Here is a 26,223-nt window from a genome sequence, read left to right as displayed (position 1 = left end):
CGGCTCTCTCAGCCGTCATTTTTTATTGCGGTGACCAAAGGCGAGCGCCAGTCCGCCGTCAATCCGAATGTGGTGCGAAAACCCACCTCTCCTGCTGGCGTCACGCGCAAAGCGCGTGTCTCGGGTATTCGGGCAACCCAGCCCAATGCGGTGAAGCGGTCGAGCAACCCTGCCCCGAGCTTTCCAGCCAGATGCATCCGCCGTTCGCTCCAGTCCAGACACGCCCGGCACAGCGGTCGTTTAGAACTGCCCTGCGGTTTCAGATATAGCCCGAAATCACAGAAGAATCTTTGCCCCTCTTCCGTTACCAGCGCCGCGCTGTCTGAAACCACCACATAGGATTTGTCGCACAGCGCATCGGCCAAAGCCACCGCAAGCCTGCCCGCCATATGGTCGTAACAGGTGCGGGCCATGCGCAAGGCATCGTCTTTCGGCCCGATCGGGTGGTGGCGTTTCGGCCCGCTGGAGGCAAGCGCCATCAGCGCGTCGATGGCCTGCGCCACCTCTGCCGAGGCCAGCCGATAATAACGATGTCTACCCTGTTTTTCCACGGTCAGCAGCCGCGCATCGGTCAGGCGCGACAGATGACCACTCGTCGTCTGGGTCGTTACGCCCGCATGGCGTGACAGTTCGCCCGCCGTCAAGGCTTGACCGCCCATCAGGGCAGACAACATATTGGCGCGTGCCGCATCACCGATCAGGCTTGCGACAGTGGCGATTGCGTTACCGGAAGCAAAATTTGTCATGGGACAGATCGTAGCAGCATGGTCTAACCCTGTCAGCCATCCACAGTTCGGCCACCGCCGAAGCATTCCGGCTGCCTTTGCGGCTAACACCGTTGTCAGACAGACGTGCAGCAAGGAACGAACGCATGACCGCCAACGGCAATATCACCAGGGAGCTAGCCCTCCTTCTCACACTCGCCACGCTGTGGGGTGCGGCCTATACCTTCATCAAGCTGGGCGTCGCCACCATTCCACCGGTTACGTTGATTGCCGCCAGAACACTGATTGCCGCCACGGTTCTCCTCATCGTCCTGCGCATCCGCGGGCTGCGTCTGCCGCGTGATGCTGCCACGTGGAAACGCTTCTTCATTCAGGCCTGCCTCAACACCGCCGTTCCCTTCACCCTCATTGCCTGGGCCGAAACCACCACGGATGCCGGGCTTGCGGTCATTCTCAACTCCACCACGCCGGTCTTCGCCTTTCTTATGACGGTGCTTTTCATCCGCCACGAACCCGTCAGCGGCCGCAAGATGGCGGGCATCGCCGCCGGGTTCAGCGGCATCGTGCTCATCGTCGGCGTGCAGGCCCTCAATGGTGTCGGCAAGGAATTGCTGGCACAGCTCGCCGTCATCGCCGCCAGCGTCTGTTATGCAGGAGCCGTCATCTTCGGCAAGAATTTCAGGGGCCTCGATCCAATGATGCCGGCCGCCGGTTCGCTTCTATGCGGGGCCGCACTCTTGGCACCCCTCAGCCTCATCGTCGATCACCCATGGACGCTGTCGCCCTCGGCAACGTCCATCCTCGCGCTTCTGGCGCTTTCCGTCTTTTCCACGGCGCTCGCCTTCGTGATCTATTACCGGCTGATCCGCACACTCGGTTCCGTCGGCACCACATCACAGGCCTATCTGCGTGTGCCGATCGGTGTTGCCATCGGCGTCATTTTTCTCGGTGAAAGCCTGCCCCCGACCGCATGGATCGGTCTTGTGCTCGTCGTCATTGGCGTCTTCTCCATGACGCTGCCCGAGAGAAAGACCCGGCCAGCCTGAACGCGGTGCCTCTACTGATTGTGTGCCGGCTTCATTTTTCTCCCACTCTTTGCGCCCCGACCGGTGGAAAACTCAAAGTGTCGCCTTTTTGCCGCAGTTGCGAAAAGGCCCGGAAAACCGGCATTCCATATCAACAGCATGCGATGCGAAATCGCGCGGGCGTCGCCCAAGTGCCTGATATTTATAGAGGGTTTTTCTTTCCCCGTTTTCCACAGGCTCATACACAATATCTGGTGGTTAACAAACCCTTTCAAACTAGGCCTTGACGGAATCAGCGCATTTTCACATGGTGTCCTCATGTTGCGGCGGCAACAGAATCGGGTGTCCCACCTCTGGTTCTTTTCAGTTTCAGTTCACGCGTTGGTCTGCGTTCTCATCCATGAAGGGGTGATGGCACGGATTTGTCTGTGAGCTGGCTTTTTCGCCAAAACACATGCGGAATATATGGCGACAACAAACTGTTAATACTATATATAGTATGCTTGCAGTCGAAATCACCACGAGATAGAGGATGCGTCATCCACCGATGACGATCCTGATCATATCGGCAAAGACCAGCGGCGCGTACGAGGCGCGACGCGGGAGAGAATTTTTGCGCCCTGCTCACAGGCGCCACGAAACGAGGACCAAACAATGCGCATCGAACGCCGCTTTACCAAGCCCGGCCAGTCTGCTTATGCGGAGATCGAATTCCGCAAGGGTATCAGCGAGATCAAGAACCCGGACGGCTCCATCGTTTTCCGCCTGGCGGATATCGACGTTCCCGCGCAGTTCTCCCAGGTTGCGACAGACGTTCTGGCGCAGAAATATTTCCGCAAGGCTGGCGTCCCTGCGCGCCTGAAGAAGGTCGAGGAGAACGACGTTCCTTCCTTCCTCTGGCGCTCCGTTGCCGATGAAAAGGCGATGAAGGACATTCCCGAAGACGAGCGTTACGGTTCTGAAATCGATGCGCGTCAGGTTTTCGACCGTCTGGCCGGTACATGGGCTTACTGGGGCTGGAAGGGCAAATATTTCTCGACCGAAGAAGATGCGTCCGCCTTCAAGGATGAGCTTGCCTACATGCTGGCCACCCAGCGCGTTGCGCCGAACTCTCCACAGTGGTTCAACACCGGCCTGCACTGGGCCTATGGCATTGATGGTCCTGGCCAGGGCCACTTCTATGTCGACCCCTTCACCGGCAAGCTGACCAAGTCCAAGTCGTCCTACGAACATCCCCAGCCGCATGCCTGCTTCATCCAGTCCGTAGAAGACGATCTGGTCAATGAAGGCGGCATCATGGACCTGTGGGTGCGTGAAGCGCGCCTGTTCAAATACGGCTCCGGCACCGGCTCCAACTTCTCCTACCTGCGCGGCGAAGGCGAGAAGCTTTCGGGCGGCGGACGTTCTTCCGGCCTCATGAGCTTCCTCAAGATCGGTGACCGCGCAGCCGGTGCCATCAAGTCCGGCGGCACCACCCGCCGTGCGGCCAAGATGGTCGTCGTCGATGCCGACCACCCCGATATCGAAGCCTACATCGACTGGAAGGTGAACGAGGAGCAGAAGGTTGCCGCTCTGGTCACCGGTTCCAAGATCGTCGCCAAGCACCTCAAGGCCATCATGAAGGCCTGCGTCAATTGCGAAGCCGATAACGGCGATTGTTTCGACCCTGCCAAGAACCCTGCCCTCAAGCGCGAAATCCGCGCTGCCAAGAAGGACATGGTGCCGGAAAACTACGTCAAGCGCGTCATCCAGTTCGCCCAGCAGGGCTACAAGGACATCGAATTCAAGACCTACGACACCGATTGGGATTCGGAAGCCTACCTCACGGTATCTGGCCAGAACTCCAACAACTCCGTGTCACTGAAGGATGACTTCCTGCGCGCCGTGGAAGACGATGGCGACTGGAACCTGACCGCCCGTAAGGACGGCAAGGTCATGAAGACGCTGAAGGCACGCGCGCTCTGGGAAAAGATTTCCCACGCCGCATGGGCATCGGCTGACCCCGGCCTGCACTTCAACACCACCATGAACGACTGGCACACATCGCCAGCCGCAGGCCCCATCCGCGCATCCAACCCCTGCTCGGAATACATGTTCCTTGACGATACGGCCTGCAACCTTGCCTCGCTGAACCTGCTTCAGTTCAAGGACGCCAAGACCAAGAACATCGACATTGCTGATTACGAACACGCCGTTCGCCTGTGGACCGTCGTTCTCGAAGTTTCCGTCATGATGGCGCAGTTCCCATCCAAGGAAATTGCCGAACGCTCCTACGAATACCGCACGCTCGGCCTCGGCTATGCCAACATCGGCGGCCTGCTGATGTCCTCCGGCATCCCATACGATAGCGATGAAGGCCGTGCGATTGCCGGTGCCTTGACCGCCATCATGACCGGCGTTTCCTACGCAACATCGGCTGAAATGGCTGGCGAACTCGGCCCCTTCCCGGGCTTTGCGCCGAACCGCGACAACATGCTGCGGGTCATCCGCAACCACCGCCGCGCCGCTCAGGGCATCGCCTATGGCTACGAAGGCCTGTCGGTAAACCCCGTTCCGCTCATCCACACTGATTGCACGGACGCAGACCTCATCACCCACGCGGTTGCCGCATGGGACAAGGCTCTGGAGCTTGGCGAGAAGAACGGCTACCGCAACGCCCAGACCACCGTTATCGCGCCGACAGGCACGATCGGCCTCGTCATGGATTGCGACACGACCGGCATCGAGCCTGACTTTGCGCTGGTGAAGTTCAAGAAGCTGGCCGGTGGCGGTTACTTCAAGATCATCAACCGCGCGGTTCCAGAATCCCTGCGCTCGCTCGGTTACTCGGAAAGCCAGATCGCCGAAATCGAAGCCTACGCTGTCGGCCACGGCAACCTCAACCAGGCACCTGCCGTCAACCCATCGACGCTGCGCGCCAAGGGCTTTACCGATGACAAGATCGAAGCCGTCAACGGCGCGCTGAAGGCCGCCTTCGACATCAAGTTCGTCTTCAACCAGTGGACGCTCGGCGCCGACTTCCTGAAAGATACCCTGAAGGTTTCCGACGAGCAGCTCGCTGACATGAGCTTCAACCTGCTGGAACATCTCGGCTTTGCCAAGAAGGACATCGAAGCGGCCAACGTGCATGTCTGCGGCGCGATGACGCTTGAAGGCGCACCGTTCCTGAAAGACGAGCATCTGCCTGTCTTCGATTGCGCCAACCCATGCGGCAAGATCGGCAAGCGTTACCTCTCGGTCGAAAGCCACATCCGCATGATGGCGGCAGCGCAGCCCTTCATCTCGGGTGCGATTTCCAAGACCATCAACATGCCGAATGATGCAACGGTGGAAGATTGCGGCGCAGCCTACATGCTGTCCTGGAAGCTGGCACTGAAGGCCAACGCTCTCTACCGCGATGGTTCCAAGCTCAGCCAGCCGCTCAATGCTTCGCTGGTCGAAGATGATGACAACGAAGATGCGATGGAAGAACTGATCGCTCAGCCACAGGCAGCCCAGGCCGTCACCATCACCGAAAAGATCATCGAGCGCGTTGTCGAGCGTGTCAGCCGCGAGCGTGAAAAACTGCCGAACCGCCGCCAGGGTTACACCCAGAAGGCAGCCGTGGGTGGACACAAAGTCTATCTGCGCACCGGCGAATTCGGTGATGGTCGCATCGGCGAAATCTTCATCGACATGCACAAGGAAGGCGCTGCTTTCCGTGCGATGATGAACAACTTCGCCATCGCCATCTCGCTTGGCCTGCAATATGGCGTGCCGCTGGAAGAATATGTGGAGGCCTTCACCTTCACCAAGTTCGAGCCAGCCGGCATGGTCATCGGCAACGATGCGATCAAGAACGCGACATCGATCCTCGACTACGTCTTCCGCGAACTCGCCGTCTCCTACCTCGGCCGTCACGATCTGGCCCATGTGGATACGTCCGACTTCTCGCAGACGGCACTCGGCAAGGGCATCGAAGAAGGCAAGACCAACCTCGTCTCCACCGGCTGGACCCGCGGTTACAAGCCAACGCTCGTCTCCAACACCCCCGAGCGCGCCTCCTCCGAGCCAAAGGGTTCGGCCACGGCAGCCCCTGCGCGAGCGTCGGGCACGGTCACGCAGATCTCCGGCAACACGGTCCGCAAACTGGAACCCACCGTGGCCATCTCCACCTCCGAAGTCGTCGCCTTCAAGCGTGACTACGAGGAACGCGCCAAGGAATCGGTCGAACTCGAAGAAGGCCTCGCCACCGAATCCGAACAGGCCGCAACGGCCCTCTTCTCCGACAAGGCAGCAGCCGACGCCGCCTCTGCCAAGACGGAAGCCAAAAAGAAGGAAGCCGAACGCCGCATCCGCTCGATTGCTCAAGGGTATACAGGCAACATGTGCGGAGAGTGCCAGAATTTCACGATGGTGAGAAATGGGACTTGCGAGAAGTGCGATACTTGCGGTGCGACGAGTGGTTGCAGCTGATTTGAAGCTGTGTGTAACGCTGTAGGGTGACACGAACTTTGTCGCAATGACGTGAACTTTGTCACAGCCATCCGCAAACACTTGGTGTGACTGTAGGGAGCCACTGGGTTTGTCATTAAGTCATCCTAGTGTCATTAAAACCAGCGCATTGGCGCACTGACAGAAATCTTATTGGCCGCTTCGGCGGCCGATAAAACACTGAGACAGCAGACTTTAATTCATCGGGGGATGAGGAACGCCGCGGAATAGCCGCATAGAACAGTAGAGCGCGAGCGCTCTGTCGAAGGAGACAATGGCATGGGAATACTCATCAACCTCGATCTCGCAGCCACCATTGATCCTCTCGACGGAATACTGATCGACGTCGCCAGACGAATCCAAGTCCCCAAGACCAAGCACGAGGAAGCGGCCGACCACTTCATGGGCCTCTGCGCTCATGTCGACCGCAAGAGAAGTCCGCTCGAAGGCAAAGTGCTGGAGTGCTATCCCTCCGGCTCCTTCTCAATAGCTGCAGCCATCTACTCGCATGTGAGATCCATGCAGCATGATGTCGACGTTGTGATCGAAGTCGATTACCCGATTGGCACAGATCCCGCGTGGATGCTTGATCAGCTCTTCAAGGCCGTCAAGGGCGAGCCGGGTAGCCGCTACTACGAGTTCAAAGTGATACGGAACTCGCGTTGCGTGACGGTCACCTATCCAGACGGTGTCACCGTCGATCTCATGCCAGTAGCCCGCATCCTAGGCGGTCCTGAGCGATCGGGCGTTCTGTTTCACCACAACCCTAAACTTGATGAGAAGTATGCGAAGGAGGTCAACCCCAAGGCCTTCACCCTGCATTTCAATGCTCGCATCAAATCCAGTGACGTATTCGCATCCCGCTACCGGACGCGACGGCTACTTTCGGATGGAATGCTCCAGGAGCGCGCCGAGACGCAGCCGATGCCGGACCACGTCCCCATCGAGGAGAAGTCACCCCGGCTCGTGGCGATCCAGTTGCTCAAGCGTTTCCGCGACATCCAGTTTCGCGACCGCGAAGGCCGTTGGCCGCCATCGGTCATCATAGCCGCGATGGCTCTTGATGCCGGACAGATGAGTGACAGTCTCACTGACGAACTGATTGCGATCGCAACGCACATGCAAGGCGAGATCGAGCAGGCGGAGAGAAACTTGATGACCCTGGTGATCGTCAATCCGGCTCACCCTGCCGACATATTCTCCGACAGGTGGCCAGAAAACCGAACGGCCCAAAGGCTATGGCGCGACGACCTCGTCCGTCTCGTTCGGAATCTGAGACTTCTGCGTGGCCGCGAATGGGACCCCCGGCAGCTCAAGAACATCCTCAAGGAGCTGTTCGGGGAGACACCAGCGGAGCGCGCATTTGAAGACCATTATCGTGGGCAAGGCACACTCGCGAAACAGAACTTGCTCGGGATCGCAAAGTCCGGCGCGGTACGGAGCGCGCTGGCAGCACCGGCTCTCGCTGGCCTGACTGTTCCATTGAGAGCGAACACAGACATGGGTGGCTTCCTTGATGATCCTGTCGATTGACCGCCAGATCGAGCGTATGAGCGCAGTGTGGCCAGACTGGAAGGTCTCGCGGAAGGATGATCGAACAGCGACATGGATCGGAAACTTGCGACCGAACAAGACCAGCTATCGCGTTCGGATATTCTACCGGGTCCCGAAACTGCTCGACAACACGACGGTCAAGCAGGTCCAGCCTCGGGTCTTCATTGACAGCCCGCAACTCATGCCGAACACCGATGGTGAATTACCGCATGTCTACTGGCCGAGGGGAAATCAGAGAGCGGGCGACCCTTGCCTTTGCTTGTTCGATCCGGATCAAGAGTGGTCGATCTGCGACTATCTGGCCGAAACCACTGTCCCATGGTCGAGCACGTGGCTGTATTGGTACGAGGCCTGGAGGGTCAGTACCATCTGGTTCGGCCCGGCCCGCCATGAAGGAGATGAAGGCAATGCAGGAGAAAGCTCCGCCTCCGCCGAGATCGCGAAGGTCTGAGGGTACGAGGCTGGATCTGCGTCCCCGGCTTCCCTGGAATGCGGCGGACATGCGCATCCTATCGATCGACGGTGGCGGCATCCGGGGAATCCTTCCGGCGGCTGTTCTCGCTCTCTGCGAAGACCGTTTCTGCGACGGTCGGCCCGCTGGCGAGTTCTTCGACTACATCAGCGGCACCTCGACCGGCGGCATCATAGCCCTCGGCCTGTCAGTCGGCATTCCAGCGCGCGACATCCTTGCGATCTACATGGACTATGGCTCTGAAATATTCCCTCCCCGACGTCGGTACCGCAACAGAACGATGCAGAGGGTTCAATCGACCTGGCACTTCCTGCGCAACCTGAACCGCTACAGGTACGAGCGCGAGGCGCTGCGGCGAAACCTACTGGCAACGTTCAAAGGCAAGCTTCTGGGTGATGCAGAGCGGCGGCTGGTAATCCCGTCTTTCGACGAATACAACGAGGTCCATCTGTTCAAGACGCCTCACCACGTCGACTATCAGCGGGACTGGAAGGAAACGATGCTTGATGTCGCACTTTCCACTTCTGCCGCGCCGACGTTCTTCTCCACCTACAAGAACGGGGACCGGCATTTCGCCGACGGTGGCGTCTGGGCCAACAATCCTGTCATGACCGCGCTAGTCGACGCGTTGGCTTGCTACGAGATCGACCGCAGGGACATCAGTATATTGTCGCTGGGGTGCGTCGAATCCGATTTCCCGTTCTCGCAACATCAAATGTCGCGGGGCGGCATTTGGCACTGGAAAGAAATCATCTCCTCGGCGATGAGGCTCCAGAGCCAGAACGCGCTGGGGCAGGCAGGACTTCTTATTGGTCGCGACCATCTACTACGAGTCGATGGAGAGCCTACGCCCGATGCCATCGAGCTCGACGACTACCACCGGGCCGCAACCGAGCTACCAGGGCTCGCTGCCCGGCTGGTTGATCTTCATGGCACGCGGCTCGCCGAATTCTTCGCCGATGTTCGTCCTAGGTACGGGGCCCTCCACGGGCCTCGACACCGATCAGATCTGTGAAGAGTCAGATCCACCTCACGAGCTCGACTTTTGGTCGATAATCAAGCGGCTTCACCTCAGCGCAGGTAGGCGACCTTGCTCTTGAGGACTTCCTTGGTGCACCGCCTCAGCCACCACGCGGAGGCACGGTCTGTATCAGCTAGCGCCGGCTGGATCACCCATTCGTAGGCCAGCCCGCGGATGCTCTCGAGGTCGCCGTAGCCCTCTTCCGGGAATCGGAACCCAATATGCGTACCGAGGAACCACTTGACGTCAGCATCCCAGATTTCTATTCCTCCTGTGGCGTACCAGCCGCTCTCCTCTTTCGTAAAAACCACCCGGCGCCGCTCGTCATAACGCTCGCTGAGCGTTGCCACAATCTGACTGAATTCCACGCCACCCCAGATGCTCAAGGCGACCCAACTGTGAAATTCAAATTCCACTTCGCCCTCCGTGTGGAAGATGTAGGCGACTTGCTCGGCCTCGGCGTAGGTCAGTCCCAACCCATTGCCCACGACGCTCGGGCCCCACAAATGTCCGTTCTCGCGCGACCGTTTTTCGAGTACTACCGTCCATCCCTGCTCCTCGTCCGGTTCCAATAGGGTCGCGAACGCCTGCGCAGCGTCTCTGTCACCGTCTGCAACACCACTTATCACCCACGCTGTAGACAACGCCCGCATGGGTCCGACCCGAAAAGTTGTGAACCTCCAATTCATCGATATCACATGCCATGCACGTATTTTCTCTCATGTGGGCTGTTTGTTGCCCGGCACTCTTGAAGAGTGTTCCTCTAAGACTCCTCGAACGCGCAAACGAAAATGCTCGTCCAAGGATTTACTTCTGATCAACCATCGTTGCATCAAACTCGCCTGTCCGACGAAGGCCCGTTCACGCTCAGGTGGAGGGCATGAGGCGGAAAGGGTGCCGCGCCGAAATCCGCTGGCTCCGGATCCACGCTGGTTGAAAGAGGATTGGATCTTACTTCGACGGGGGGGGTGTCAAAGGACTACCTCACCAATGGCATCTAGCTCGAGTTGGAAGGTAGATTGGTACCATAGAAACTCAGTGGCGTGAGGATATGGCCGCAAATTGCGCTGCTCAATCTCTAACCGAGCACGGCGGACAAACTTCACCATTGTCCAAAGCGGTAGGTTTTGGCGCCTATGTTGACATCCAGGTCTTAACGATATTCTCCTCAAGGCCAGGCTTGTTGATAGGCTGATTTAGAATGATGGGCATCGGCATGATCGAATCCGCGCCGACTATCAACGCTTCGCCATCTCTAAGATTTGGCAAGAAGGCGGCCGTCGACTGATCGAGGACCCCGCTCGCGTTTATCACGACTGATTGGTCCCGCTCGTTGATTAGACGGTGAACGACGAACATACCGATCTGCGACAGCACGTCTTCTGGGATGTCACGTGGTCTCTGAGTCGCGAGAAGACAGGTCAGACCATATTTCCGGCCTTCCTTTGCGATAAGCGCGAAAGCGTCTAGCGTCACCTTGTTGTTATCGTCTCCGATGCTCTTGTTCAGAAACTGGTGAGCCTCATCGATCGCGACGACAAGCGGAACGTTATGAAAATCCCCGTTCCTCGCCCGATTGAGTAGATACCTCCCGATCGCATTCACCACGAGTTCGCGGGTATGCTGCTCAAAAGCCAGATACCTCATCGAGACTCGCAAGACTGCAGTTTCAGGATCTGACAGAAATTCACTGATGACCTTGGTCAAATCAGTCATATAAGCTGGTGGAGCAAATACTGGCACCATCGGTTGCGACTTCTGGAAGGTGGTGATCCTCATGCAAAGCGTGACGCAACTGTCGAAAGAGTTCTGGTGTCTACCGCCCCAGTGATTTTTCAACCCTTCTTTATTCGACGAAGGATAAACGCATTCCGCTAACACCTGCTGGACGAGGTCTTTAAAAGCAAAGAAGGCTGATGGCGCGTGCAGCTTCCGATCGTGTTCGACGATCGCCCGGTTGACAGGTTTCCATGCTCGTTCCTCCTTGAGCAGGATGGTTGATCCCTCATCCAGAAGCCCTGGTTCAAGCTGCACCAATTTCAGGCTCTGTAAGGCTTCGCGCAGTTTTGGAGCTTGCACGCCAGGGCTTGGCTGGAGAAACGCGAACAGATCCATTTCTGTGAGATGAAAATATGGAAAAGACACGAATTCGCGTGGGTCGGCATCGCTGTTGCGTGTCCCGCCGAGATGGACATGCCTAACCCTGCCTTTGAGCGTGTGGTATTCGCCTGTAGGATCGAGCAGGACAACCTTTCCGCCACGGTTCGCGACTTGTTCGACCAGCCGCGCTGTCGACCAGCTCTTGCCGCCGCCCGTTGTTCCAAGAACCGCACAGTGCCGTCCGAAGATCGACGCAGGAGAAAGCGAAATACGCGTCTCTGGAGCTCCGCTGAGATGTCCGATTTCGATTAGCCCACCCTTGGCTCCCGTCGTCGACACGATCGCGTGGCGTACAAAATCCGGGTGCGCGAGGTAGACGTAATCCCCTACCCTCGGAACTTCTCCAATACCGCGGCTCGACTGACGTGAGTTCAAATCGACGGAACCCAAGAGCTTAATCATGCCGATAGGATTGGCGACCTCGTCGCCCTCATTCCTTTCCGGCTCTACCGACAGGCGGTCGCGATCAGGAAGCTGGATTTCCGTGATCCGACCTATAATGGCGCTTCCAAAGGATTCTATAACGACGAATTCGCCCACCTGTCCTCTAGTGACACGATGCCCAGCATATTGAGAAGGAGAAACCTCTGTCGCGAAAGGAAAGTTTACCCGCACCCCAAGAGGGCTGACGCGCGACACCGAACCCAAATAGCGGGAACGTTCAAAAGGATAAATGGGGGCTGCATCAACCATTTGCGCGTCCTATGTTCCGGACGCGCTCGGCATGCCGCTCAAGTTCCGTCTCCGCAATAACGTCCGGGACCATCGGAACGATTTCCTCGAACTTGCCCGCTATCAACGCCAGTCTCGCATCGCCATTGTCGATCAGCGACCCTACAGCGCTCAGATAGCCGTTGCTTTTCGCCCCGCCGTCGCTGGCTTCCTCCACGTCGGGGTTTATCACCACGACGTTAAGCGACAGGTTGGCTTTGATGGCGCCAAGAATAGGTTCCGAAATGTGCTTGTCATTAAACCCGAAGCCGATGACAAGGAGTGTGGTGTTGGGCGCGCGCAGAGCTGCCTGGAAGGTCCCCATCATCTCGATATAGGGCTGACTGAATGACAGTTCGTACTTCGTAGACTTTGGGTAGATCAGCAGCGGTTTCTTCGTGTCGGGCCTCTTGGCGATCTGCCCGGACGTTTGATTAAATTCCCAGTCTATAGATCCGTGGATCTTGTAAAGGTGAAACAGGTTTTCAATGAAATCAGACTTCTCCTCCCCCGCCGCACGGCGCACAACGTCGTAGGAAAACTGCGACGAGTCAAAATACGCCTCGCTTCCGAAAGCGAAGCCATCAACGACGACGAACGCGGATCGTCTCGCTGCGGTCTCGAAGCACGTATCGTAATTCGTCGTGAAGATCTTCGTCCGGGCGCGTCGTGCCGACCTGCGGGCCACTCTTCGTAGAAACGCCTCATGCACCGGAACTTTGATCGTTTCGTCCATGAAATTGACTTCGTCTCGGATGATTTCCTCCGCTATATCAATAAGCATGCGCACTTTCTTCGCGTCGTTATCGGGCAAAAAGTCGGCTGCCGTCGTTGCCCGCGACATCAAAAGCTCGAGGTCCTCGGTATCTTCTGGGACGTTCGCAAATGCTACGAAAGACCTCCAACGTGCACCCTCGGATGCCCCATCGACGATGTCTGCGGTGTTGAATATTTTTTTAATCCGCGAAAGCAAATCCCACATCGTAGGTGCCGCCCTTTTTCCGTCCTTTAAGACGCACAAGGACGTCCCGAGGCCCGTCAGGATGACCAGGTTCTGTGCTCGGACCGCGGAAGACAGTACACGCCCAATGTCGGCTGTCGCCGGATCTGGCCTGTCATCGTCGGGTTGCTGAACTTGGATCCAATGCCCGGTACCCTGTGAACTCTTGATCCTCAAAGTCGATTCCCCATTTTTGCCTCGAACGTTGCCACGAGCCCCAGCGATTGCAATCCGATCTCGTGGCCATCGCCAAGCCCGCGGAGAAATTCGAAACTAGCTAGTTGGAGCATGTGATCACTGGAGCGTCGCCTTCCCATAACTATCTCGAGGTTGCGGGTGCCTTGCCGGAAGAACTTGAAGCTGTCGTGACCGGCCTCGTCGTCGCGGGCGTTGCCGACGCTGTCGATTTCCGCAACCCGCCTAAACGAGTATCGCTTTTGAATCACGAGTTCTCTTGGCTATTGTCGCAAAACCAACGGCACCTCTTCGCCGTATCAAAAACTCTCCGACGTACCGTCAGAGTATATCACCTCAGTCACATTGAGCACCGCTTTCGCGGTCCCCGTCGAGACGGGTCCGCTCAGCTTGTCATAAGGCTCACCCTGGATGAAGGGGTTATCCTCCCAAGTATAGAAGGTCTCGCTCACTATCGTTTTCCCTGGAGGAATCTTGATGTCCAGCTTGCTATCACCATCGATGATCTTGTCCCCGAAAGCGTCGGTGATGGATACGGTGTGAGCTATCGCCACGACCGTCTTCTTCGATGAGTTCTTGAAACTGGGGATGAGTTCGATGCGGTCGTTGAATATCTGGCTTTGATAGTTTTTCCGCTGGACGCGTAACTTCGCATTGACCAGTTCCACGGTTGCCTTTGCAGAGGTGCTTACAACACCTGATACCGACGGCGCGGCAGCAGTCCCCTCCGAGCCTGAAACATCAATGGCGTCGAAACACGTCAGCCGTTTCAAAGAGTCGCTCTCTGCCTTGCATGCTCGTAGATCGGCGAGAGTATCTGCTTGCGTCGTGCCAGCCGTGAGGCAGAGCATGAGCGTAATGAATGGTATTCGCACCTAAAATTCCTCCTGAAGTTAATCCTGGTTGGCGGACGTCCCCCCGCCACGAATTCTAGCCCACGCTCTCGACCACTGCTTTTCTGATCAGGCTCCCAAGCAGTATTTCCAACTCGTCTCCTGCCTCTGCATCCAGAACCGCCTTTGCTAGGGGAGCGCTTCGATTGACCAATCCCTTTTCTGGCGCGCTGGGATCTTTGACGATGGTGAACTGGTAGGTCTCCTGACCACGATCTAGGTACCGCAAGCGGACTTTGCTTCCGAGGCGCACGGTGCCGCTTTTCACTGCCGCTGGCGTGGGGCGATCAGACTTCTCTCGAGGGATGTCCACTGGTAGCACAAGCTGTTCGATCGCTGTGCGACCGACATTTTCGATTGCTGCTGTCGTGGCCGTGGGAAGCGGCGTCGGGGTCGTCACGACTGCCCGCTCCGCGAGTCTCGTTTTTAATTGCTCCAAGCGAGCGCTGATAGCCGTTCGGAGCCTCTCCGCCTCCCGCCTCGGATCGTCGAACCAGTCGGTCGACCAGATACGGTGAATGTTCCAGCCAAGGCTCTCTAGAATCTCCTGACGATGACGGTCACGATCACGAGCAGATCGTGATGAGTGGTAGGTCGCTCCGTCGCATTCGACGCCCATGAGGAAGCCATGCGGCCACTGCGGATGCCGGACACCCAGATCTATGGAGTAGCCGCCTGCCCCGACCTGCGGTACCGCTACACATCCCATGGACTCGATCTGGGCAGCGACAAACTCCTCAAGCGGAGAGTCAAACGCGCCATGCGTCCCGGTTCCCGCCTGCAGAGGGCCACCCGCACTGTACTCTAGCCAGCGTTTGAGCATCCAGGCACCTGCGTTTCCGGTCTCCTCGGCTGTGATGTCCGAAGGCGTCATCGACGTGAAGGTCTTGATCTGCTCCTTTGCCCGGGAGAACAGCACATTCAGACGTCTGCGTCCCGTGGGACCAGCGATGGGGCCGAAATGTTGCGCCACCTTGCCGCCTTCCGACGGTGGGCCGTAGACAGTTGACACGAAGATTACGTCGCGCTCGTCTCCCTGCACGTTTTCAAGGTTCTTGACGAAGAACTCCTCAAGGCCATCGCGTTCGTGTAGCCACCTGTCAACAAATTCTCCGGCGGCGCTGTCTCGTGCAATCTCATACTGGATACGTTCGTTGATGTAGTCGGACTGAGCCTTGTTGACCGCGACGATGCCCAGCGACCGGCTCGGATCATGACGCATGAAGTTCAACGCTGCCTCAACGACTGCATGCGCTTCCGTTGTATTCACGCCTGCCTTGTAGATGCCACCAGTCTGCACCAGGGATACACCCATTCTCGGATTATCTTCGTTTGCAGACGGAAAGACGGTCAGTCTGTCCCGGTAGATCAAGCTGTTTGAAAACCTGATGAGGCCCGAATGCTTTGATCGGTAGTGCCAAGTAAGCATTCGGCGCGGCCGGAACGCGCTGTTTGCCATTTCGAGAACCGACTCCTCCGTCACTGCGTCGGTTTCTTCATCGTCGGCAGTGTCTGCGATGCTCTTGTGGAAGAAGTTGGTTGGTGGAAGCTGCTGGGTGTCGCCTACAATCATCGCCTGCCTGCTTCTGAACAAGGCACCGATGGCGTCCTCCGGCGGCATCTGCGAGGCTTCGTCGATGATGCAGATGTCGAACTCCAAGGTATTCTTCTGGATGTACTGAGCCACCGCGAGAGGCGACATCATCCAGCAGGGCTTGAGAGCTAGGAGGGCGCGCCCTGCCCGCTTTGTAATGTCCCGTACCGGAACCCTAATCTTCTTCTGTCCTGCCAAAAGCTCGATCAGACCCATTTCGGTATATTCGGCGACTCGTCCACGTGCGTTCCCTGCAGGCGGACGGGATGTGGAAATCAACTGGTGGCGCAGCGCCTTGCGGGAAAGAAGCATGATCTCGTCATCAAGCGACTTCAATCTTGCGCGCAGAGCCTCGAGCTGCCGTCCCGAATAGTTCGCAAGCTCTCGCCCGTACTTGTCATAGACCCGGCCAGCAGCAGCGCGACGAAGCATTGCCTCCACATGGCCGGAGACGTCTATCGTACCCGCCTGCCTCACCAGGAGGTCGACCGTCTCGAGAAGGCCCATGCGGGCGATCTCAGACCTCGACCTGGCAACGTTCGTCCAGTGTGCGAGGGCTTCTGCGTCGCTGGAAGCGGCTGAAAGATATGCTGCCGCCTGGGCGTATGTCAGCTTTTTGATCTTGGCGTCCATGTCGAGGAGACCTTCGACAGAAAGCCGCGCAAGGAGCGCCTGCGCATTTTCGGCAGCTTGGTGTGCGACTTTTGATGACGAAAGCAATTCCTGGAGGTAACCCTTGTGCGCCGCCGAGGCCAATGCGCTTCCATAACGATTCTTCTGAAGCAGGTGCGCGACTTCAACCAGGTAATCGATTGTATCTGGCTTGCTCTTCCAGCCTTGGAAGTGACCGCCAAGCACCGAGGCAAGTTCGCTGCGATCAAGGCTTCCAACGATATCCTGGAGTTCGCGAACCTCGTTTGCGACTACGCGTAGATCCGAACTGGTGACTGCTGCATGGCGATGGAATATCTGAGTGAGCAGTCTCAGCTCCGTGTCGGTGGATTTCAAATCCTCAAGCTTCGTTTCGAGCTTCGCACGGGTTTCCGACAGGTCGCGAAGTACGGCCTCGGACGGCAAGCCCGGAAGAGATGGGGTGTTGACCAGAGTGTCAACGATCTCGCTTCTCAGGAAGTCACGCACTTCCCGATTGTTGAAGCCGCCGAGCTGAGCATCCACGTTCTCGTAAAAGGCCGTCAGTTCGCCGAAGCTCTCGAAGTCTGTGTCAATGCCATCGAACCGAGTTCCGAACACGCCGCTGTTCGTCGCGCGAGCACTGAATCGGGACTCTTCTTCGATTTGATCCCGCGCTGAAACAAGGTTCTGAATCGCTAGCTGCTTGTCGAACTTCCCAGCTTTCGAGATCGTGAGATAAAAGGACTTCGCATCCTTGAACGTCGATGACAGGAAGCTGAAAGCGCCCGCCCCTCGGATCGCGCCGAGATGCCGATCAATATCGGATGCTCGAACATCCGATCGCAAAGACAGGTGTCCTTCCAAAGTGCGCCGCTTGTCCCGCAGGGCAATTCCGGCCTCTACCATCGACTTCAATGTGGCAACGGCACCAGCGTCCGCAAGAATGGTCGATCGCATACGCAATACGTCGACACGGGCCGAGGCAACGATATCGGCGGCTTTTCCAAGCGACCCCACAGTCCAGCCCGCCGCCGGCGGATGTTGAGAGATGAACTCGTCAGCCGTTGCAAGCATTTTTCCCAAATCGGTGATCGTCGACTCCAACGCCGATATCTCCATGGAGCGACCAGCCGCATCCAAGGACTTCAGACCAGAAGCGCGGATGATCTCATTGATCCGGTCTAGCTTCTGAACGATGTCCTCGCCGTGCGGATCAACCAGTTCCGTAGACAGTCTGCTTGCGAGCAAGCGCGCCGCATCGCAATCCTTGAAGAAGTTCGAGATTTCGCCCGGGAAGGCGTACGTCGCTATCGTCACTTCTGAATCGGAAAATTCCCCCTCGACAAGCTCGCGGACGGAAGCCGCCAAACTCTCGAGGTCGGATATGTCTGCCAGCGAGAGATCGTCCTCCAGGCCAAGTCCCAAAAGTCTGTCCGCTGCACCCTTGAGCTGCTCGTAAGCTTCGGCTGATCTGTGGGTTAGCGCGAGGACTGCCGACGTCTTGAACTGGCTCGTATCGAGGTTGCTGGTACCCTGCCAATGCAAACGGTCAGCGACTGAGGACGAACTTAAATCTGAAAGCCATTTCGTCTGGGCTACTAGCTCTTCAATCTCGTGACGCCTGAACTCCCGGGATGGGAGTGAATGCTCTGACAGGGCCACGGGCGACATCGCGTCCAGCAGATGCTGTGTGGCAATCGCGCGCCCTAGAACGCGGTGCACGGTTTCGCCTGTGCCGTCCCACTCGCTTGAGAGAATGGCGACGTACCGTGACAGGCTCTCCCTCACCGCGATGAAGCGATCCCTGTTTTCCTTCAACTCCGCGGGCAGCCTCTCTCGCACGCCTATGCGCTCTCGCACGGAACGCATGAATTCGTCTTTGGAGCTTCGTCCGGCCAGGAGCGGCAGGACGAACTCGCCCAGGCCAACAGCCTCCAGGCGGCTTTGCACGACTTCCAGAGCGGCTGACTTCTCCGCGACGAACAGAACTTTCTTGCCTTTCGAGAGCGCCGTCGCTATCGCATTGACGATGGTGTCAGACTTGCCGGTTCCCGGTGGGCCTTCAACCGCCAGGTTCTTTCCTCTGGCAACGTCAACAAGAACGCTGAACTGACTTGCATCCGCCTTCTTCACTAAATGCGGAACTTCAGCCTCGACATCAGGTGCGTCGACCTCATACTCTTCTGCAACCGCGCCCGCCTCGGAAGTTTCCGATCCCACAAGGATGGATTCAACGATGGCGTTCTTTGAGAAGTCGGACGAACTCGAGTCCAGGTCTTCGTACATTGCCATACGTGCCGCCGGGAATACCGAGAACGTTATCCGTCGCCGCACCTGCCAGGGAAGCTTGGCATGCCGAATGTCAGCGATCTCCTCAAAGTATTCCTCGAGCGATCCGCCCTGGAATAATGGGAGGTCGATATTGAATTCACGCTTGAATTTCTCCCGCAGGACTAGGTTGGTTTCCGCCTCCTCTCCTGTCCCCTGAACCGAGAACACCGGGCCTCCGGGCGTCTTCTTCCGCTCGACCACGACTGGAGCAAGAACGAGAGGTGAAAGATAGACGCGATCATCGGTGCGGGCGGGATCCTTCCATTCTAGGAAGCCAAACGCACCGCGCAGCAAGTTGAGACCAGTTTCCTGCTGGGCAGTCCTCCCCTTGGTCACGAGCGCATTCATTTTTCGCTCGAGATCTGGTGCTAGCAGCAGCGTCTGGATAGTGTCGTCTTCGTAACGGTCGTCGTTGACCACGTCGTCGGGAGGCGGAAGCTCGAAGCTCGGATTGATGCCGTTGTTTTTTGCATGCTGCGCTAGGGACTCGTCCTTGCGCGTGACCCTCTTTGGCATTCCGAGACTGTCACGAACCCTATCTCGGAGCGCGCGCTCGGCCTTTCTGATCCGATCAGGATAGTCTAGTGCCTCGGGATCGAGCGCCTTGCTCGTCTCTATGTATTCCTCGTCGGTCCGCAGAGCGATCGATACGGCTTCAACGAATTTTGGGGCCAGTTCGTCCTTCGCATCCTCTTCCAATGACGGGAGTGACCTGAACTTCAATGAACCGTCGTTGTTAATGCTGTAGAAAATCCGATCGGGCAGCTCGTCGACAACTCTGATCTGACTTGCCGACCGTCCGTCAAAACTCATGTTGACGAGCGGATTTCTTGACGTGAGGTCGAGAAGTCGGGGGCGGATATCCTCAATTTTACTGGCGACAAGCTTTGAGAAGTCGCGGAACGGAGGACTGGCATGCTCGTTCATGGAATCAAGTCCATTGCTGATTTGAGATAGTATTTGTGTCCCACAGTCACAACCTATGATCAAGGTGGAAGTATTAGAGATCGTTAATTTCCAACAGCAGTCGCTTGAGGCTAAATTTATAGTACTAACCCGAGAAAGACGCAGTCCCGAGCACCGCCAAGCAAACCTTGGATATACAAAAAATCATTCGTGGCTTTGATGTCGAAGACCTCTAGCTCCACAAACCTAACCTTCTCACGACAGCAAACCAGGTTGCGACGTGTCCAACGCACCGCGATGATGAATTCGAAGATTGCCCAATAGGGGCCGCCGTAAACCGAAATTCTGAACCGTTAAGGCAGTCGTTGTATGTGTCGGCTATACGGGCTCTGGCGAACGCGGATAATTGTTCGGTGCGCCCAGCAATGCTCGGTTCCTTGCGAATTCTCTGTCGCTTTGATACAAAAAGTCATGGGAGATCACAGGGGGCAAAGTCATGCGATCTGGCAAGCATTGACCACGGTCAACGCACCGCTTCCGCTTCACATCGATGCAGAGACGCTCGTGGCTTGCCTGCTTCTCGAAGAGACGGAGAAGCGGTGGCGGCCACATGTGCGCGCTTTCTTTTGTGAGGTCGGCGTCGAAATCCTGATGGACATGGTTGTCGAAGGCTCGGTCACGTTCGAAAATTTTGCAAAGGCCATATCGTTCTGGGGTGTCGATGAGGATTACGAAAATGTACGATGGGCTCGGGAGATGGCTGCCGCCTCAGTGACAAAGGCTGATGGAGCTGCGCTTGAGGCAATCGACACCGTCTCGCTTGGCAACGTGCGTCCGACAAATTGGACAGTCGGCGGCGAACTCGATCTGTCTCACCTCGAACACTGAGCGGGCACTCGCCTTCGTAGTAATGGCCGTAAGCGTCCAGAGATTATAGCGGCTTAGGCACCCAAATCGCCGATTCCGCATCTCCATGGGCAACCGCCATCCCATCAAGCACGCACGCGCCTAAGCGCTGCGGCATCTGGAACGGAACCTTGATGTCGAAGGATCAGCGGGTCGCCTTTAATCGCTAGAAATTCGCTGTAGGATCCGGCGACATCGGCAAGCTCCCATCCATCACCGCGGTTTACTACCAATGCAACTCCGGTGGGATTGGTCAGAGTCCAGGCCGCATCTATGCCGACGACGGCCTTTTGTCGTTTCACTATCATGCGCTTTGCTGTAATCGATCCCGTGGCGGCTGCTGTGGAAGGGCGAATGGAGGTTGTCCGATCTTATGCAGGGGCTCACAAAGGCAATTTATTGAGGATCAGCAGCCTGTTTCCCGTTGAGAACGCGATGATCTTTTCCTGTTCCAAAGCGATCAATACCTCCATGATGTTATCTTGAGTGAAGCCAGCATCGCCGAGAGGTGTACCAAGGTCCAATAAGTTGATCGTCATTTCCGGCTTCGCTTTCAATGCGCGCAGTCTCCTCAGCACGGCTTCTTCGGTGTCATTGAATCGGCTCATCGCGGCCTCCTGGACTTGATCAACTAAGTCGTCAGCGAGCATCCGAAACTTGAATGCGCCAGCAAAAGATGCCGGATGCCTTGCATGCGGAACAAACCTTAACAGGCAGCTTGCATGCGTTAACTCGCTTTTGGTTCGGCGCAGATGCCAAAAGCCGCGTTGACGGATTTGAAAAGTTTTTCGGCGGATGCCGCCGCTCCTTTTGGAAGGTCTGCAAGTTTAGTCCAGCGGTCGAACTCCCGGAGCATTTCCGAAAGAACGAGCTTTTTGTCGAGCGACTTCCCGTGCCGATGTTTAAGGACTTCCTCGACCCGCTTTGAGATAAGGGTGGAGCCATCGACGGGCAAATCTTTTGGTGTTATCGCCACACCATATGCACGGTTGACGCATTCCCGGAAGAAATCATCGGGAAACAGATCCTCGATGGCCACGTCCGTCTTCTTGATTCCCGATGCCTCCTTTAACATCAATACACGGAAGGCCCTATCGCCACTCTCAGCCAACTCTTTGAGATCCAACTCGGAAATCTTCTTCCGTGCGGCGAATCCTGCCTCGTCGCTATCCAGCAGTACACCAGCGTCCCACTTCTGCCCGATTGCGAATGCGGCGTACATAGGAGCTTTCGTAGATGTCGCTGCTGGCCACAGATAGATTTGATCGGAGAGACCGATCTTTCCACCATTCGCCAATATCCCTGACAGCTTATTAAGGATTAGCGCGTCGGTACCCCCTTCTACGATAAGAACCTTCCGATTGCCGAGCATCCCGGACAGATCGGCCGTGAGACCCAGTGCGGCTTCAATCACAGCCATCGGGGCTGGCTGAGAACTTACGACCCCATGCTTTACCGCAACATGATTGTCGATAGCTTCGACGATCCTTATGCGCTCGGGGTTCGCCTGGTCGACCATGGACGCCAAGTGAGTAGTGTAGAGAATTGTGTTTGTCTCGGCTAGGTTCTCGAACACCTTGAGAAGATCGCGCTGACCGCTGTAGTGCAAATGCACGCCGGGTTCTTCCAAGAGAAGGACGCAATTGTCGAAGTCACCATCGCTGGCATGGGTGAACTTCCATGCAAAGGAAACATACCAACGAAACCCAGTGGATCGCCTGTAAAGTCGGACAGGAAAACCAATCGCCTCATCTTCTGCAAAGATGTTCAGAGTAGGCCCGTCGATGTCGATTTCAAACTTCACCTTCTTCTGCGTCCAAAGTCGCTGGAACTGCTTGGTGAGATATGCTGAGGCTGCGCGTTTGTCGAATTGTCGGATCGTCCGACCATCGGCGGTCGCGCCCTTCTCGACGAAGTCGTCGATTTCGATCTGTGCCAAGTCCAGAACAATGAGGATTGTCTGGTCCTCGATCGAAAGGAGGTGACGGTTGTCGCGTCCAACATTATCCCAACGCTGCCGGAGCTCATCCAGTTCAACCTGGTTCCCTGAGAAGCTGTAGTCCTGAATGAGAACGAACTTGGGCATGCTCCGTGCGGCCCATGCTGACACCTTTGTTTTGTCCAGTCCTAGTTCTGCCGCTTCATATATGCTGTATCCCGTGCCGTAACCGTAGTGTCGCCAGGCGTGCAAGCTAAGATTTGCGGGAAGCTGCGCGTCTTGATCTGCCTCCCGTTCTTCTTCATCATCGGCCTCCTCGACCGCCGCCTTGGCGAATTTCATCAATGACCTGATGTCGGTATTGCTGAGCGTGAAGATGGCCTCGCAGACGATCTTCCCCTTCGCATCCTTACGTCCTTTCCAGTCATCGACTGGCCAGTCCTCCGCGTCGTCATACGCCGCGCCTTTAACGTAAGGGTTCAAGCAGTAAAGAGCCTCGAAGAGGTTACTCTTTCCAGCTTCGTTCTGCCCCACGAACGCGGTGACATCCGTCGTTTCGATCCATCCGGAATCGATGACGTTTCGATAGTTGGTGATCTTGAATTTTGCGAGCTTCATCGTATCCCCCGACGCAAGTACGTCTCAATATATCAACTGACCTAACCGCATCCAATGAGTGTAATCGCTCACCAACAACAGTCTCTCAGATCCCGGTCCTTGGTGATCAACGGAAAGATGTGTCTTTAGACTTCTTGGTAAACATTCCGTCCATGCGGCGCTCGATTTTCGTCGAGACCACGGGATCACTGAGACAAGAATATCGTAAACGGAAGATGAGAACGCATGAGTTGATGTAAGGCAGATAAGGACCGATTGTAAATTGGCTGACCATTATTACGAAGGATTGTACTGTTCTGACAATGGCGTTTGTGTATAGGTTCACGAATACGGACGGCAGAAGAGACGATGCAAGCGAAACGATGCGGGAAGTGGACAAGTCACTCGGCATTAAAAGCGACTGAAATTTCTAACTTCTCTTGAAATGTCATTGGTAAGCCAGTGAGCACAATCTCGCAGTGACATAGATCGGTCCATTTTTCATCGGAGAAGTTTCTTCGTTCACATTTTTATAGTCTTCCTCATCTGTTGCCCATATTAAATCTCGATAATCGTTTCGGCTACCAAGTTCTCCGCTTGTGGAGCGACCTGGGCGTCAGGCAAGACTGTCCTAAAACCTCCATCACAGAACCCTTCATGTTTGGCCAGCGCATGAAGAAGAACAGGCCGCCAATGATTGCGATAGAACTTGATCTCTTCCACAGAGGCCTGCTTTGTCAGATAATATCGAATGCCATCGCCGCCATTGAACTCAGCCGCCATATGGAGCCCTGTAGTGTGAGCGACCAAGTAACTGTTCACGTCCTTCTGGAAACGCGCGTTCAGTGACAGAGCGTCCATCTGGAATTTGATCTTTGCCAGAAGAGCCGCAGGTAACCCAGCGCGATCATTGATCGAGTACGTCGTGACCAGCCCGCCGCCGTCGATGTCAATCTCGACTTGAAGAAACTGAACATCAGGTAGTTGGTCGAAATAAGCGTGAGCATAGTTTCCCGAGTCACCTGCGAGTTTGCCACCATTACACGCCTCGCAGAGCGGCACGAGATTTCGAGAGTAAACGGAAAGCGGCTCGAACACTGATTTAGGTAGGTGATGATCGAGCTCTACAGGCGGGTCGATACCGCACATTGGACATAGATCTACGTTCTCAAAAGCTGTTGTCCGGATATGGGGAATTTTGCCATCTTCATAAGTTTGTCGATAAGCATGTCTTATCGCTCCGCTAAAATCTTTGGGAAGATTTGATCCCTTGAGAGCTACTGAGGGCGCGCCTAGTGTTTGGTCATAAAGGTCGTAGATTGCTAGAACAGCGCTAATTTCAGCCTCTGATGGGGCATACCCGCGCAATTCGTTCTTATAGGTGTATGTGTAGATAACCTCCTCGAGATCCCCTTTTGCAGTATCCCTGGAGGGCGTCGGCAGGTTCCTCATTTCTTTTGCTCGCTCCGTGCAATCTTGGACATTACGTACCCGCGAGCTTGACCGCTCAAAGCTGGCGTAAAGAGCCCTTCGATGACCTCAAGACCGAGATCGGCGTCCACCAGAAGGTCCAGGACTTCATGAAAGTCGGTGGAGGAAGCTACCAGGCCGAATATGTCATAGGTCAAAATTCCGACGTTCTCCCCAAACGTCTCAAGTTCGGGTTGCTTCAAATGAACGGTATCTCCAGCTCTTGTAACGACCCGCACATGGCGAGCGAGTGTTTCCTGAACCACCACTGGTGAGTGCGTTGCAACAATACAAAACGCATTCACTTCCTCCAAGATAACGCGAATAGACTGCATGAGTGCGGCAGTGAGAGGAGGATGAAGATGCATCTCGGGCTCGTCGAAGAGCACCAAGGACTTTCGAGCAGCACGGGCCGTCAACGATGCGATGACGTGCAGTGCGATCTTATGCCCGGTACTCCAGCTCAGAAATGATCGCTTCGGTTCATTGATGATGAATTCAGCTTCTCCCTCGTCGCCCCTTTGAGCGAATGACGGCTCCGAAAGGAGAGGCGAAAGTGCCTCAAGGAACAGCGATCGTCGCCCACCGTTGCTTATAGCCGTAACCAATTCCTCAAACTCATCGGCAAGCGAGTCGATAGATTTTAACCGCGTGAGGGTCTGTGGAGCAGCGGGATCCTCGCCTGCGTTCTCCCGCTCCTGGGTTTCTGCCGAGATGTCACGTAACCCACAGTAGGCGAACCGTCCCTGCCCTGCCGCAATATCTTTGGCGATCTGCACCCTGTCACGCCCATCTAGCCCCGGGACATCAAAGCTGTCGAAGGCACTGTAGGAAATCGTAATTACCCTGGAAAAATTGATGTCAGGTGGATCAAACGAGCCCAACTGGCGTACCGCTGCTCGCTGACGGGCAGATCCAGAAGCGAAGGCAACATGTGACAAACGCGAAAGTAAGGTACTCTTGCCCGATCCATTTCGCCCGATCAGGGCTACGATGCGCTGTGGTAAAAGGACCTCATTCCCGCTAGGACCTAGGGTGCGCATTGCCTGATAATAGTTCGGCACAGGCGGTGCCGCAAACTCGAGTGCGAGTACATCCGAGGACTCTGTCGGCTTGAAGGAAAATGGAGTTTCAAGGTTGGCGAGCTTCGAAAAATCCTTGTTGAGCACGGCTGTCGCATCATCAAGAAAACGATTCCAACTTACGTTGTCCCGGAATAGCGATTTTCTCCAGCCAAGTTCGTTTTGAAACTCAGGTACAAAAATTGGATTGGCAACCACGTCTCTCAAGGATCGCAGGATTTCGGTTCGATCCGCTTCTCCGATTGTTGAAAGCCGCTCGTAGTAGTCAAGCGTCTCGCCTACTGAGCACCATTGCTCATCGAGGCTCTCAAAGGGGTCTGTGATCTGCAGGGGTTCACGCTCTTTTTGCCCTAGTTTCAAGATCTTTACACTACCGACGAAAAGTGGCTCTGCGGCTTTTCCGTCGCTATAATAGAGCTGATACGTAGTCTTAAATTTATAGTCGTCCCAGTTGTCCTGCTGCAGTGCCACCTGCCCTTTAATAGAAGAAAGGTTGACCTTTGAGGGCGGATAAATATCGAAGTTCACGGATCACA

General features: G+C 56.1%; 17 protein-coding genes. 6 read left to right on the top strand and 11 right to left on the bottom strand.

The features are described 5' to 3' along the window. Positions 1-8: 8 nt before the first annotated feature. Positions 9-746, bottom strand: a complete 738-nt coding sequence (locus RRU01S_RS10700) for an ArsR/SmtB family transcription factor (RefSeq protein ID WP_045230281.1) — start codon at positions 744-746, stop codon at positions 9-11. 125 nt (positions 747-871) lie between these two features. On the opposite strand from RRU01S_RS10700, the gene RRU01S_RS10695 reads away from it, so the two are divergent. From RRU01S_RS10695 to RRU01S_RS10670, 5 genes are all read left to right on the top strand, one after another. After that, positions 872-1,771, top strand: coding sequence for a DMT family transporter (locus RRU01S_RS10695; RefSeq protein WP_045230280.1), 900 nt, complete (start codon positions 872-874; stop codon positions 1,769-1,771). Between the two features lie 633 nt (positions 1,772-2,404). Continuing rightward, positions 2,405-6,205 (top strand): vitamin B12-dependent ribonucleotide reductase, encoded by a 3,801-nt coding sequence (locus RRU01S_RS10685; RefSeq protein ID WP_045230278.1) that lies wholly within the window; start codon positions 2,405-2,407, stop codon positions 6,203-6,205. A 297-nt stretch (positions 6,206-6,502) separates the two neighbouring features. Continuing rightward, positions 6,503-7,756, top strand: a complete 1,254-nt coding sequence (locus RRU01S_RS10680; protein WP_045230277.1) for an SMODS domain-containing nucleotidyltransferase — start codon at positions 6,503-6,505, stop codon at positions 7,754-7,756. Further along, entirely contained in the window at positions 7,740-8,228 is a 489-nt protein-coding gene (locus RRU01S_RS25820; RefSeq protein ID WP_052816060.1) for a type II CBASS E2 protein, read from the top strand. The genes RRU01S_RS10680 and RRU01S_RS25820 overlap by 17 nt, the downstream gene beginning before the upstream one ends. Before the next feature lie 49 nt (positions 8,229-8,277). Continuing rightward, the gene (locus RRU01S_RS10670) at positions 8,278-9,264 is read left to right on the top strand and encodes a CBASS cGAMP-activated phospholipase (protein WP_052816057.1); all 987 of its coding nucleotides are present in this window, start codon (positions 8,278-8,280) and stop codon (positions 9,262-9,264) included. Positions 9,265-9,320: 56 nt separating this feature from the next. Here RRU01S_RS10670 and RRU01S_RS10665 read toward each other — a convergent pair whose 3' ends face one another. From RRU01S_RS10665 to RRU01S_RS10640, 6 genes are all read right to left on the bottom strand, one after another. Then, positions 9,321-9,842 (bottom strand): hypothetical protein, encoded by a 522-nt coding sequence (locus RRU01S_RS10665; protein ID WP_131367788.1) that lies wholly within the window; start codon positions 9,840-9,842, stop codon positions 9,321-9,323. Positions 9,843-10,404: 562 nt separating this feature from the next. After that, positions 10,405-12,123: an ATP-binding protein gene (locus tag RRU01S_RS10660; RefSeq protein WP_045230274.1), complete on the bottom strand. Its 1,719-nt coding sequence runs from the start codon at positions 12,121-12,123 to the stop codon at positions 10,405-10,407. Continuing rightward, on the bottom strand, positions 12,116-13,123 hold the full coding sequence (locus tag RRU01S_RS10655) for an SIR2 family protein (RefSeq protein ID WP_234936060.1): 1,008 nt from the start codon (positions 13,121-13,123) through the stop codon (positions 12,116-12,118). Before RRU01S_RS10655 ends, RRU01S_RS10660 begins: the two co-directional genes overlap by 8 nt. Before the next feature lie 191 nt (positions 13,124-13,314). Continuing rightward, positions 13,315-13,587, bottom strand: a complete 273-nt coding sequence (locus RRU01S_RS10650; protein ID WP_045230272.1) for a hypothetical protein — start codon at positions 13,585-13,587, stop codon at positions 13,315-13,317. A gap of 48 nt (positions 13,588-13,635) precedes the next feature. Further along, positions 13,636-14,109, bottom strand: a complete 474-nt coding sequence (locus RRU01S_RS10645; protein WP_131367787.1) for a hypothetical protein — start codon at positions 14,107-14,109, stop codon at positions 13,636-13,638. 157 nt (positions 14,110-14,266) lie between these two features. Then, a complete protein-coding gene (locus tag RRU01S_RS10640; protein WP_045230270.1) occupies positions 14,267-19,714 on the bottom strand; it encodes a PDDEXK-like endonuclease domain-containing protein in 5,448 nt (1,815 codons plus the stop codon). A 450-nt stretch (positions 19,715-20,164) separates the two neighbouring features. Here RRU01S_RS10640 and RRU01S_RS10635 point away from each other — a divergent pair, with 450 nt between their 5' ends. Further along, positions 20,165-20,581, top strand: a complete 417-nt coding sequence (locus RRU01S_RS10635) for a hypothetical protein (RefSeq protein ID WP_045230269.1) — start codon at positions 20,165-20,167, stop codon at positions 20,579-20,581. Positions 20,582-20,982: 401 nt separating this feature from the next. Here the strand turns inward: RRU01S_RS10635 and RRU01S_RS10630 are convergent, their stop codons facing one another. From RRU01S_RS10630 to RRU01S_RS10615, 4 genes are all read right to left on the bottom strand, one after another. Beyond that, positions 20,983-21,207 carry a hypothetical protein gene (locus RRU01S_RS10630; protein ID WP_045230347.1) on the bottom strand — a complete coding sequence of 75 codons (225 nt, stop codon included), beginning with the start codon at positions 21,205-21,207 and terminating at the stop codon, positions 20,983-20,985. A gap of 119 nt (positions 21,208-21,326) precedes the next feature. Continuing rightward, a complete protein-coding gene (locus RRU01S_RS10625; RefSeq protein ID WP_045230268.1) occupies positions 21,327-23,156 on the bottom strand; it encodes an ATP-dependent nuclease in 1,830 nt (609 codons plus the stop codon). Between the two features lie 537 nt (positions 23,157-23,693). After that, positions 23,694-24,587 (bottom strand): HNH endonuclease, encoded by an 894-nt coding sequence (locus tag RRU01S_RS10620; protein WP_045230267.1) that lies wholly within the window; start codon positions 24,585-24,587, stop codon positions 23,694-23,696. Continuing rightward, complete coding sequence (locus RRU01S_RS10615) at positions 24,584-26,215, bottom strand: AAA family ATPase (protein WP_045230266.1); 1,632 nt, start codon at positions 26,213-26,215, stop codon at positions 24,584-24,586. Before RRU01S_RS10615 ends, RRU01S_RS10620 begins: the two co-directional genes overlap by 4 nt. Positions 26,216-26,223: the final 8 nt, after the last annotated feature.

The organism is Agrobacterium rubi TR3 = NBRC 13261, assembly GCF_000739935.1.
In the GTDB taxonomy this organism is placed as follows: Bacteria; Pseudomonadota; Alphaproteobacteria; order Rhizobiales; family Rhizobiaceae; genus Agrobacterium; species Agrobacterium rubi.
Note: the sequence above shows the minus strand (reverse complement) of the source record. Positions and strands in the feature narration are given on the sequence as shown.

Excerpts from the sequence above, each read along its gene's own strand:
- RRU01S_RS10700 (WP_045230281.1), bottom strand. The coding sequence starts at position 746 with ATGACAAATTTTGCTTCCGGTAACGCAATCGCCACTGTCGCAAGCCTG.
- RRU01S_RS10695 (WP_045230280.1), top strand. The coding sequence starts at position 872 with ATGACCGCCAACGGCAATATCACCAGGGAGCTAGCCCTCCTTCTCACA.
- RRU01S_RS10685 (WP_045230278.1), top strand. The coding sequence starts at position 2,405 with ATGCGCATCGAACGCCGCTTTACCAAGCCCGGCCAGTCTGCTTATGCG.
- RRU01S_RS10680 (WP_045230277.1), top strand. The coding sequence starts at position 6,503 with ATGGGAATACTCATCAACCTCGATCTCGCAGCCACCATTGATCCTCTC.
- RRU01S_RS25820 (WP_052816060.1), top strand. The coding sequence starts at position 7,740 with ATGATCCTGTCGATTGACCGCCAGATCGAGCGTATGAGCGCAGTGTGG.
- RRU01S_RS10670 (WP_052816057.1), top strand. The coding sequence starts at position 8,278 with ATGCGCATCCTATCGATCGACGGTGGCGGCATCCGGGGAATCCTTCCG.
- RRU01S_RS10660 (WP_045230274.1), bottom strand. The coding sequence starts at position 12,123 with ATGGTTGATGCAGCCCCCATTTATCCTTTTGAACGTTCCCGCTATTTG.
- RRU01S_RS10655 (WP_234936060.1), bottom strand. The coding sequence starts at position 13,123 with ATGTGGGATTTGCTTTCGCGGATTAAAAAAATATTCAACACCGCAGAC.
- RRU01S_RS10640 (WP_045230270.1), bottom strand. The coding sequence starts at position 19,714 with ATGAACGAGCATGCCAGTCCTCCGTTCCGCGACTTCTCAAAGCTTGTC.
- RRU01S_RS10635 (WP_045230269.1), top strand. The coding sequence starts at position 20,165 with ATGGGAGATCACAGGGGGCAAAGTCATGCGATCTGGCAAGCATTGACC.
- RRU01S_RS10630 (WP_045230347.1), bottom strand. The coding sequence starts at position 21,207 with ATGAGCCGATTCAATGACACCGAAGAAGCCGTGCTGAGGAGACTGCGC.
- RRU01S_RS10625 (WP_045230268.1), bottom strand. The coding sequence starts at position 23,156 with ATGAAGCTCGCAAAATTCAAGATCACCAACTATCGAAACGTCATCGAT.
- RRU01S_RS10620 (WP_045230267.1), bottom strand. The coding sequence starts at position 24,587 with ATGAGGAACCTGCCGACGCCCTCCAGGGATACTGCAAAAGGGGATCTC.